Source organism: Clostridium sp., from assembly GCF_034179595.1.
Taxonomy (GTDB): Bacteria; Bacillota; Clostridia; order Clostridiales; family Clostridiaceae; genus Clostridium.
On record NZ_JAXFPT010000048.1, the window covers coordinates 62,402 to 74,186 of the forward strand.

8 protein-coding genes are annotated in these 11,785 nt (G+C 25.9%); 7 read left to right on the forward strand and 1 reads right to left on the reverse strand.

Annotation, left to right across the window (positions count from 1 at the left end):
• Positions 1-16 precede the first annotated feature (16 nt).
• From SPJ33_RS05945 to SPJ33_RS05955, 3 genes are all read left to right on the forward strand, one after another.
• Positions 17-781 carry an SH3 domain-containing protein gene (locus SPJ33_RS05945; RefSeq protein WP_321117054.1) on the forward strand — a complete coding sequence of 255 codons (765 nt, stop codon included), beginning with the start codon at positions 17-19 and terminating at the stop codon, positions 779-781.
• Positions 782-1,128: 347 nt separating this feature from the next.
• A complete protein-coding gene (locus tag SPJ33_RS05950) occupies positions 1,129-1,641 on the forward strand; it encodes a nitroreductase family protein (protein ID WP_321117055.1) in 513 nt (170 codons plus the stop codon).
• Between the two features lie 189 nt (positions 1,642-1,830).
• The gene (locus SPJ33_RS05955) at positions 1,831-2,934 is read left to right on the forward strand and encodes a cation diffusion facilitator family transporter (RefSeq protein WP_321117056.1); all 1,104 of its coding nucleotides are present in this window, start codon (positions 1,831-1,833) and stop codon (positions 2,932-2,934) included.
• A gap of 143 nt (positions 2,935-3,077) precedes the next feature.
• On the opposite strand, the gene SPJ33_RS05960 is transcribed toward SPJ33_RS05955, so the two are convergent.
• Complete coding sequence (locus SPJ33_RS05960) at positions 3,078-3,605, reverse strand: flavodoxin family protein (protein ID WP_321117057.1); 528 nt, start codon at positions 3,603-3,605, stop codon at positions 3,078-3,080.
• Between the two features lie 208 nt (positions 3,606-3,813).
• On the opposite strand from SPJ33_RS05960, the gene SPJ33_RS05965 reads away from it, so the two are divergent.
• The 4 genes from SPJ33_RS05965 (at position 3,814) to SPJ33_RS05980 (ending at position 11,619) form a co-directional block, all read left to right on the forward strand.
• On the forward strand, positions 3,814-4,860 hold the full coding sequence (locus tag SPJ33_RS05965; protein ID WP_321117058.1) for a WYL domain-containing protein: 1,047 nt from the start codon (positions 3,814-3,816) through the stop codon (positions 4,858-4,860).
• Between the two features lie 145 nt (positions 4,861-5,005).
• A complete protein-coding gene (locus tag SPJ33_RS05970; RefSeq protein WP_321117059.1) occupies positions 5,006-6,094 on the forward strand; it encodes a hypothetical protein in 1,089 nt (362 codons plus the stop codon).
• Positions 6,087-9,194 (forward strand): hypothetical protein, encoded by a 3,108-nt coding sequence (locus tag SPJ33_RS05975; protein WP_321117060.1) that lies wholly within the window; start codon positions 6,087-6,089, stop codon positions 9,192-9,194. The genes SPJ33_RS05970 and SPJ33_RS05975 overlap by 8 nt, the downstream gene beginning before the upstream one ends.
• A gap of 1 nt (position 9,195) precedes the next feature.
• Positions 9,196-11,619, forward strand: a complete 2,424-nt coding sequence (locus SPJ33_RS05980) for a pPIWI_RE module domain-containing protein (RefSeq protein WP_321117061.1) — start codon at positions 9,196-9,198, stop codon at positions 11,617-11,619.
• The last annotated feature ends 166 nt before the right edge of the window (positions 11,620-11,785 follow it).

An 11,785-nucleotide genomic window follows, 5' to 3' on the forward strand; every position in this document is an offset into this window, starting at 1 on the left:
TAGGAGGGTAAATAATATGGGAGACAATAATAAATCAAGTATTAGTCTTGTAATTGAAACTATTATTTGTGTATTATTAGTTGGTGTTCTTATATTTGGAGGAATACTTGTATATAAAAACTCTAATAATTCATCTAATAATACTAATTCCATTGCGCAAACTGATAATAATAATGAAAAAGTCAAAGATAAAACTGAGGATGAAGAAGATAAACCATCTACTACTGTAAATATAACTAATAATACTCATCAAGAAGTTATAAATCCTGATAGTAGTCCAAAAACAGTAATAAATCATGTAGTAACACCATCATCTCCACAAGTTACAAGTTTTGGTATTGGTGATATATATCTTTCTGATGTTTATAGTTTTTTATCATTAAGAAGTGCTTCAAGTACAAGTTCATCATGTATAGCTAAACTTGCTCCATGCACAGAGTTAGTTATATTAAGAAATTCAACTAATAATATGGTTTATGTACGTGTTAATGAAGGATTATATTCTGGATATACTGGATATGTAAGTGCATCATATATTACTAAAAGAGGTTATGGTTTGCAACGTGGCTCAATAAATAGCTCTTATTACTATGTTTCAGGAGTTAAAGAATATCTTCCAATAAGATCTATTCCTGAAATAGATGATAGATATTTAATAGGAAAAGTTTATAATGGTGACAATGTAATGCTTCTTGAAAAAACTAATAATAAGTTTTGGAAGGTAAAAGATGTTGATCATAATGTAGTTGGTTATGTTGTTGCTGATTATTTGACAAAGTAATTTATAATAAAAAGTAATAATTTTTCCCATTTTAACTGTATTAATATGATAAGGCTTTTATGATATTAAATATAATTTAATAAGACTTTTGTATTAAAAATAAAACTATATATATTTATGTATAGTTTTATTTTTTCTGTATTTATATATATTTTAAGTTTATATACTTCATTAAGTCTTAGTGAAGCTTTTAAAATTATAAATGAGATTTATATAAACTATTCAGCTAATTTAAAAGAATGATTATATGCTATAATATTTAAGTAAGATTTTAATTTAATTTAAATTTTTAGTTTAAATTTTATGTAATTAAGAATAAATTTAATTAGAATTAGGAGGTATATATCGTGGAATTTACAAAAGTTATTACAGAACGTTCTTCATGTAAGAAATATGATGGACGTAAAGTTGAAAAAGAAAAGATGGATGCAGTACTTGAAGCAGGAAGACTTGCCCCTACAGCAAAGAATTTACAAGAACAACATATATATGTAGTAGAATCAAAAGAAGGTCTTGCTAAAATTGATGAAGTAACACCATGTCGTTATGGTGCAGGAACAGTTATAGTAGTTGCATTTGATAAGACAAACGTATTTACTTATCCAGGTGGAAAGAGAGATTCAGGGGTAGAGGATGCAACCATAGTAGCAACTCACCTTATGCTTGCAGCAAAGAATGAAGGTCTTGAAACTTGTTGGATTAACTTCTTTGATCCAGAAGTGGTGGCTGAAAAACTTGGGCTTCCAGAAAATGAAGAAGTGCTTATGATGCTTGATATTGGATATGCTGCAGAGGGAGCACCAATAAATCCTCTACATAATCAACGTAAGGAATTATCTGAAACTGTAACATACATGTAGTTCATAAAAAAGCACAGCTTATGCTGTGCTTTTTTATGAAGTATTAATTATAGTAACTTCAGAGATTAATGATAAGCATTAGCAAAAAACATTACATAAGGATTATTTCAACTGTTTGCTAGCGAATATGAAGTAGTCTTAAATAATATGAAAAAGTATTTATTAAAACAAAAGAAGGGAAAGATTATTTTGAAAAAAAATAGAGAAAAACAAATTGTACAGGTATCTGTTCTAGGTATTATAACTAATCTTATTTTAGCAGTTATAAAAATTATAATTGGTTCAATATCTGGTTCTATTGCTATTATATCTGATGCAGTTAATAATTTGACAGATTCATTATCTTCGGTAATTACAATCATCGGAACAAAGTTAGCTCAAAAAAGACCAGATAAAAAGCATCCATTTGGATTTGGAAGAATTGAATATCTAACTAGTATGATTATTGGAATAATAATTATAGTTACTGGTTTTGAAATGATTATATCATCTGTAAAGGATATTTTTCACCCTCAGGCTGTAGATTATAATTTTTGGATACTTATTGCACTATTTATTACAGTAGCAGTAAAAACTTTTCTTGCTATTTATAATGAAAAGCAAGGAGAAAAACTTAATTCTGGTGCTTTAGTAGCATCAGGAAAAGATGCTAAAAATGATGCAATTATTTCAAGTGTAACAATTATTTCAGCAATAATATATATGCTTACAAACTTTTCTGTTGATTCATATGCAGGACTGTTTATTTCTATATTTATTTTAAAGGCTGGATTTGAAATACTAAGAGATACTATAAGTAAAATCCTTGGTGAAAAAATAGATGCAGATATAAAAAAAAGAATTTATGAAATTGTTCAGAATTCTAAATATGTGATAGGAGTTCATGATTTGATATTAAATAATTATGGTCCTAATATAAACTTAGGTAGTATTAATGTTGAAATAGATTATAAAAAAACTGTTGGTGAAATTTATCCAGAGCTTCATAGATTGCAGATGAGAATTTATCAAGAGACACATGCTTATCTTGTATTTGGAATTTATGGAGTTGATAGGGATTCGGAAATTTCTAAGGAAGTGTGGAGTATCCTTAAAGATTTTAAGGAAAATGAACCACATTGTCTTGGATGCCATGGAATAGTAATTGATGAAAAAGATAAAACAATATTTTGTGATGCTGTCTTAGATTTCTCTTGTGATAAAAAGGAAATAAAGGGTAAATTAGAAAAGATGCTTAAAGATAAATTTAATAAATATACAATTGCGGTAACAATTGATTCAGAGTTTGCTTAAGATTAAGTAAAAACTAATAGTGAAGAGTTATGCTCAAAATAAAGCTATAAAAAATAACCTATATATAAATAGATAATTTAAACTATTATATCTAGGTTATTTTTTATTAAACAAATCTAAAATATTTATTATTTATTTAATATCTATATAGATTTTCCAAGCTCATATACATCATTAAGCTTTGGTGAAGATTTTATGCTACCTTTAGCTATCATACCTGGTATAGTTATAATACCTAAATCTTCCCATTTAAGATATGAAGTCATAGCCTTATATTGAGAAATAGCTGCATTAAATACACCATCTGCACCAGAATTTAATAAAAGTGCAGTTTTGTTAAAGTTAAATCCAACAATTCCTCTTGCATACATACGATCTATTACACATTTTAATTGTCCTGTAATATCAAACCAATATATAGGTGATGCAAATACTAATACATCAGTTTTATCTAATACTTCTAAAATTTCAGCCATATCATCTTTTTGTACACATTCTCCTTGATGAGTAAAACAATACTTGCATCCAATACATCCTGCTACCTTTTTTTGTGTAGTGTTAATTATAGTAACTTCATGACCAGCTTCCATAGCTCCTTTTTTAAAAGTTTCAGCCATGATTTCTGTGTTACCACCTTTTCTTGCACTTCCAGTTAATATTGTAATATTCATTTTTCTACCTTCTTCCTTAGTTTTAATATAATGCATAAGAAATATAGTAACATATAAAAATAAAAAAGTCATTTTTTATGTTCCTTAATAAATATATTATTAATTTTTTATTTAAAAAAATTATCGCAATTTTATAGAATGTATATATTAGATTGTTATAATAAGTTAGAGGTAATATATTTAATAATAAGGAGTATAAAATCAATATATGAATAATAATGTTACAAATAGTTTAGTATATAATACTGTAATTGATATATTAAGAGAAAATACAAATGAAGATAATACTTTAACAATAAAAGAAATTAACTGTTTTTTACAAGATAAATTAGGAATAACAAGAGATAGACATACAATTACAGCCTATATTAACAGGGCAATAGAAGCTGGAAATGATATAATAAAGATTTTAGGTCATAAGAATAGATACTATATAAATACACCTATGCTTGAGGAATATGAGATAAAATTTATAGTTGATTGTTTATCTGCAAATAAGTGTATTACTCATAAGAAAACTATAGAGTTAGAAGAAAAACTTTGTAATTTTATAGATAAGAAAACTAGAGAGAATATTTATAATTCTGCATTAGTTGAGAATAGAAGTAAAACAAAGAATGAAGAAGTTTTTTATAACATAGATAAAATTACAAAGGCTATTAATACTAATTGTAAGATTCAGTTTAATTATGTAGAGATAAATGAGAAGAGAAAGCTAATAACTAAAAGAAAAAATGGACAAAAAAGAATATACAAGGCTATACCATTACATCTTCATATTAAAAATGATAACTATTATTTAATGCTTATTATAGAAGGAAAGAATACAATTGCTTTTTATAGGGTTGATAGAATGATTAGAGTTGAGGTTTTAGAAGAGAAAATTAATTATGAAGAATATATAGAGGATTATGATAATTTTAATCCTGAAGAATACTGCTCTAAGTGTTTCAAAATGTATACAGGAGATAAAGAAATTAAAGTAAGTTTATTAATTGAAAAATGGATGATTAATTTTTTAATAGATGAACTTGGTGATAAAGTTAATATTTATAGGTTGGAAACAGGGAAGCATGTTGCTGAATTTAAGGTTTTTTATAGCAAAGGATTAGTCAATTGGATATTGGGTTTAGGAAGTAGTGCAAAAGTTATTGGTCCTAAATCACTAAAAGAAGAAGTTATATCAAACCTAAAAGATATTAGTAAAAGTTATATGGAAGAAAATTTAGATATTGATGAATCAATATGGAGATAAGAATTTTCAATACATATTTAAAATTTGTTTATAAATATAGTTTTTTATAAAATGAAAAGTCTGGTAGTTTTTTTTACCAGATTTTTTTGATATATTAGTAAATGTATATACAATAATACTTAAAGAATTTATAGGAGGCTAAAACTTGAAAAGTGAAGATTTAACGATAATTTATTCAGTTTTTAGAGCTGTTTCTGAACAAGAATATGATAAGAAGTTAGATGAATATAGGAGATGTTTGCAATTACTAACAAAGAAATTGATTAATAGAGGTCAACTTACAGATATTCCAAGGAATATACCAGAATTAATTACTTATTTAAAAAAGAATAATATGAGAAATTATCTTGAAGGGCAAGCTCCTGATAGGCCTATCATGAATAAGTATGGTGATTTGGATGAATTTATTATTGAAGTTACTAGTGATGAAAAAGAAAATGAAAAAGCACAAAAGATGATGGGTGATATTGTCACTTATATTAGGAAGTCAGATTGTGAAAATAAAGAGCAAGAGTATATAAATGTAAGAAGATTTATTTGTGATAACTATCTAATATCATCTAGAGATTTAGAAGTACGTTTATCAGATGAGTTTAGGCCAGAAATAGTAAATAAAATAAAAGCTATGTATCAATTAGCAAGTGATATAAGTGGAGACTATAAACTATGTCCAATTTGTAAGAAGCCTTTGAACTTTAATGAGTCTCCTAAAGGTACTTGCTGTAATGAATGCGACTATTATAGAGAGAAAGAAAAATTAGAGTCAATTCAAGTTGTATTTGATACAAAGATTAAAAAACTTCATGATGGACTGTATAAATATATTGTCAAGCCAAGTATAGGAGAAATTATTTTATATAATAAGTTGAAAGAACATTTTAAAAATTATGAAGTTAAATTATACCCTAATGTAGATCAGTATGATGTTATGATAACTAATTATGAAATTACGGTTGCTTTAGATGTAAAAGATGTGAGAAATCCTAATAATTTGGTAAATATTTTATTGGAAAGGTCTAACTTAGAAAAGCTAATTAATCCTAAAAATGCAGATAAGATATATTTAGTAATACCAGATCATAGAGTTAGAATTTATAATCGAGATAATAATAAGAATTATATGCGAGAATTAAAAACTTTATTAAATAATAAAGGATTACCAATTGAAGTTTATCAAGAGTGCAAGCTTTTCAATAAACTAGTATCTATATTTGAAGGAGATATTGATGAATAGGGATTTACAAAAATTTAAAAGAAGATTTAATGAGTTAGTCAAAAATAAAAATTATGGATCAGAATTAAAGGGAAGAGATATATTCGAATTTGAAAAAAGGATATATATTATAAAAAAACTAAATAATCATATAAGGCTTACTGATGGATGGAGTGCTTTTACGAAGTATTTTGAAAATTTAAGGATTAATGATGAGGATAGAAAGGTACTTAGTGATATTTACATATTAAGAAAGACTAATATGAAATATAGTAGGCATGGTCAGTGGATAAAGATTGCTAATATGTATTTGGATATACCTATGGAATTAAGAATATATGATGTAGATGAGAATGGGTATATAAAACGTATTACAGCAAAGTATGAAAATGATAGAGAGAAGTATATAGAGTTATCTATTGAGGAAGATTATAAAGATAAACGAAAAGAGCTTATTTATCCAGAAAATGAAATTAGTTATAAAAGTAAAAGAATTAAACAAAATGAAAAAGAAATGAAAACTTATAAAACTAATAATATCATTGAAAAAACTGATAGTAAATATAAGGGATTACTAAAATATAAGGAAAAAAAGTATATAACAATACGCAGTGATGAAAATTGGGGTAATATATTAAATTTAATGGGAAAAAATTTTGAAAATAGACCTCCAATTAAACTTGAGATATTAAATAAAAAATCAGAATTATACATTAAAGACTTTATTCATGTAGTAGGAGCTTTGGGTGCAGGAAAATCAACTTTTAAATATGCAACTGCATTTAAATATGTTAAAGAAGATGATCTTAAAATTGGAATTATTGAAGAAAATGTTAGTAATGTTATTTCTACTGTAGAAAACTTTAGAAGTTTAGGTATAAATGCAGTACCAATTATAGGAACTAGCAATGAACTAAAATATCTTAGAAGTTATTATAGTTCTCTAGAAGATAAGGAAAAAATTGAGAATAATTATATTTTAAAATACTTATCTGGAAGCTGTATAGTAAAAGCTTTAGTTGATGATGATAACACTACATGGAATCCATGTAGAAATCTTAAAGAAGATGATATGCCTGTTACGTGTCCATATTGGGAAAATTGTGGGGCAATGCTAAGACAAAGAGAACTTATTAATGCGGATATTATAGTTACAACACCACACAGCTTAGTTAAGGGAATTTTGCCTAAATTTATTGATATTTATCAAAGAAGTATATATGAGATATTTTATGATGTCTTAGATTTAGTTATTGTAGACGAAGCAGATGGAATTCAAAGTATATTAGATAGTCAGTTTATGCCTAATTCATCTTTAAATCATGGAAATGATTCTATATTAAATGATTTAAAAGAATTTAGCTCTTATATAAAGGAGAAAAGGTATGGAGTTGAAAGTATACGTATTTATAGTATATTGAAAAATACATTAGTTTTAGAAGAAAATTTAATTGTTGCAGAGAGAATCCTTACTAAATTTAATAAATTGAATACTTATATAAGAAGTAAAATAGTAACTCCAATAGAAATTATGAAAGATATTGCAGGAATATTAAGAAAAACTGAAGGAAATGAAAAGTTAATAGGCTTTTTAGAAAGTTATGTTGCTTTTACTGATGATTACACTATTCAAGAGGAAACAATAGATCATGAATTAAATATACTTTTTAATAAAGTTAAATCTATTGATTTAATAAAAGGTGGATATCCTGAAGTAGTAATCAAAGAAAAAGTTAGAACTTATATGAAGAAGAAGAGTTTCAATTTACCTGTTAATAAAAAAGGAAGAAATATTGATGAGGAATTATTTATTGAAAAAGTATGTTTCTTAATTTTGCTAGTACAAATAGATTATACATTAAAATATCTAGCAAATGAGTATGAGTATATGAAGTTTGAAGCTAATAATGAAGTATATAGAATAAATGGTTTAGAGGGGCTTAGTAAAAGAATTATAAATTTAGTAAAAGAGCCATGTATAGGAACAATTTATGGATATAAGTTTACTAGAAATAATGGAATTAATATTGATGTATTAAGATATGAAGGGGTTGGACGTTATTTACTGGAGAATTGGCCAAAAGTAAAAAATGATATTGGATTAGAAGGACCAGCAATAGTTTGCTTATCAGGTACAAGCTTTTCACCAGGTTCAGCTCACTATAATCTAAAGAAAAGACCAGATATTTTGCTGAAAGGTAAAAATGAAGGAAATATTAAAATGACTTTTTTACCGAAGTTTAAAGATGAAAAATACATTAAGATATCTGGAAGTGGAGTGTTTTTTAAGGAAAGTAATCTTAAAGATTTAACAAAAAGTATAATAGGTACTATAAGATATCAGTTAGAAAAAAGTATAAGAAAAGTAGTGGTTGTAGTCAATAGTTATGATGACTGCATTGCTGTTGGTGAGGTGCTTAATTACAATAGATTAAGTTATAAAATAATTGGGAAAGAAGAATCAGAAATAGAGAATATAATTAATAAGGATAGTTTAGAGAATTTTAAAGAGTTGACAAAAGGAGCAGATATTTGTGTGGTACCTTTAGCAATAATATCGAGAGGCTATAATATATTAGATGAAAATGGCGAATCTTATTTTGGTAGTATGTTCTTTATGATTCGACCTTATATGGCTCCAGGTGACTTTGATTCTTATGTGCAGATGTTGCACTATAATTTAAATACTATAATAGGAAAGTTATCTACAAGCAATAAGAGTTATGATATAAGACTAGCTGAATTAAGAAAGTCTTGTTATGTTGCATATAAAAAGATATTAGAGGTTAGTTATTGGGCTAAGTTAGATGAAGTGGAAAGAGAAATAATGAGTTGGTTTATGATAGTGCCAATAAAACAGGCAATAGGAAGAATGCAGAGAAATGGTAATGATTGCGAAGTATTTTTTTGTGACATTTCATTTTGTAATGCATTATCAAAAAGTCAAATACAAAACAAAGAAAATAGTATTTTTTATGCATGGAGAGAAATTTTGGAAAAATATATGGAAGATAAAGTAATAAGTGCTTTATACGGAAACTTCTATGAAGCATTAGATAAAATGATAAAAGAAATTAATGATAAAATATATATTAATGATTTTGAAGAAGGGGAGTACTAATATGAATGCATTGCAATTATATTCTTTTATATTAGATGAAAATACAGTAGATAATGTTGAGTTATATGTCTTTAAATTGCCAGAAGAAGTAAAAAAGAGGATAGAGCAAATAAGAGATAATTATCAAAAAATGTATAAAAGTGTAGCTGCTAAAGCAATGTTTAAAGTTGCTGCATCAATTTTTGATACTGTAATATATTCTAATAATTCATTAAGTGATATATGGAAAGATGATAATATATGGTTTTATTCTTTAGAAGAGTTTGATTTAAAATTATTAAAGGTTAAGGTAAAAGAGTGGATAAGACGAGAACAAGAAAATATAGGCTTAGATGTAGATGTTGATTTTAGAGAAGAATGGAGTTTTGACCAAAAGATAACTTTAAAGGAAGTACTAAAATCAAAAAATTCTAAGTTTAATATAATACCAAGCTACTACGCTTATAAATTATCTAAGGAAGAATTTTGTTTCGATTCATTACAAAGAAGCTTAAAGTTTAATAGGGTAATTGATGATAATAAAGCCACAATTATGACAATGCCTGTTAGAATAGAAAAAAAGTTATATACACCATTTTCTTATGCTATTGAAATTACATTGAAAGATGTAATAGATTCTGACAAGTTAACATTACATTTTTACTTGAAAATTAAAAGATGGGAATTTTTTAATAAGATAGAAGATGAGAACTTAAAAATATCTTCTAAAGAGAATATATCAGTATACGTATATAAAGAAAATGAATTTTATAATTATGGAAATGTTATATTCAATAAGATATCAATAAAAAAGCATCATAAAGAAAATCAGATTATTTACAATAATACAGCAGATAGAATTTATTGTGAAATGATGAATGTAAATATAATAAATGCATTAGGAAAAATTGAGGAGCCTTATGATGAATCAGAGATATATTTAGTTGGATATAAGGTTAGGGATATAGGAAAGTTAAAGATAACGCAAGTTGGTGCTGGATTACCTGAAAGAAATGAAATGATAAGTTTAATAAATAAAAAACTTGATAAATTATTTTTAAGAGAGTCTATTAATAGTTTAAAGGAGAGTAAATTTTCAAAGATAGAAAAAATATATAAAGATAATTTGAGTGAATATAGATTAGATAGGTTCATAACTACAGGTAGTGGCGAAAAAGGATTATCTAAAGAAACATATGTTTCATATGATAATATAAAAAAAATCAATATGATGCTTGTTACATCTAATAAAGAATTAGTTGAAATGATAATAGCATCAATGAGATATTATCTGAGATTAAATGAAAAATTAAATGATATGCTTTATAGAAATGAAACTGGATTAGAAGTAGAATTTAATATTATTGAAGATAGTATGACAAGGGCAATTGAAGATGATGAAACATTTGAAGATAGACGTATTAAAGTGGAATCATTTATATCTAATATTATAGATATTACGGCATTAAATTTAGCAATTATTGATATTGAAAGATTTGATAAGGATAAAGAATATAAGAATAAAGATCCCAAAAAAGTATTAAGAGTAGCTTTAAAAAATAAAAAAGTACTTTCACAATTTATTAGTTTTAATGAAAAAGCAACTATAGATGTAGTATTAAACACAATTAGAGATATAATTTCAGCAGCAAGCTTTCAAGAAGCATTTTTGTATAGCGATAAAGGAGTTAGTGAGTCTGATATATTGCTAGGAATAAATATGATAAGTACATCAAATAATGAGAAGAGAATTGGAATTAGTAAAATAGAAAATGGAGTAACATATATAAAACTATATCCTGATAAGAATTGGGTAGAGATAAAAGATTATATTTATTTAATAAGCAAGAAAGTGCTAAGAAATACAAAAATTAAAATAGATAAATTTACAAAGCCTCAAATAGAGCAATGGATAGAAGATGTGATTGTAGATGAAATGTCACTTGGAAAGATGGTATATTGTTTTGTTGATTGTGTTTTGAGAAATAATGGATGGAGCTATATAACTAACAACAAATTTTTAAGGTTTGATTCACTAATAATTCCAGGTAAGGAGAGATTAAGAATTATTAGGATAAATTCAACGGATGAAGTACCAGATTATTATATTGAAAATAATAAGGGGAAAATAAATAAGAATAAAGGAATTTTTAAGAGTGATAAAAATACCTATTATATCATTGGAAGCAGAATAGAAACAGATTCAGGTATATCTATGAAGTGGACTAAGATGGATGCTCCATGCAAACCATTGAGAAGACCTTCGTTGTATGAAGTAAATATACAAGGAGCAATTACAGAAGAGGAAAGGGATAGAATTATAGTTATGACTCAAAATTTGAGAAAGATGAATATAACTTATAATAATGAATCTTCAGCACCACTTCCTTTATATTGTTTAGGACGTTTAAGTGAATATTTAATTGCAGAAGAGAGCTTGAATTAGAAATTTGTATAAGTTAAGGATTGATAATTGTTAAAATTAATATCATTAAAGTAATTCAAATATAAATAATAAATAAAAAACCGTACAAATTTATGTACGGTTTTTATTTTTTATTCTCTAAAAGAATTTACTGACGCATCAGATGGCATTCTAAGATCTCCACGAG

Coding starts and splice junctions, on each gene's coding strand:
- SPJ33_RS05945 (WP_321117054.1), top strand. CDS start 17: ATGGGAGACAATAATAAATCAAGTATTAGTCTTGTAATTGAAACTATT.
- SPJ33_RS05960 (WP_321117057.1), bottom strand. CDS start 3,605: ATGAATATTACAATATTAACTGGAAGTGCAAGAAAAGGTGGTAACACA.
- SPJ33_RS05965 (WP_321117058.1), top strand. CDS start 3,814: ATGAATAATAATGTTACAAATAGTTTAGTATATAATACTGTAATTGAT.
- SPJ33_RS05975 (WP_321117060.1), top strand. CDS start 6,087: ATGAATAGGGATTTACAAAAATTTAAAAGAAGATTTAATGAGTTAGTC.
- SPJ33_RS05980 (WP_321117061.1), top strand. CDS start 9,196: ATGAATGCATTGCAATTATATTCTTTTATATTAGATGAAAATACAGTA.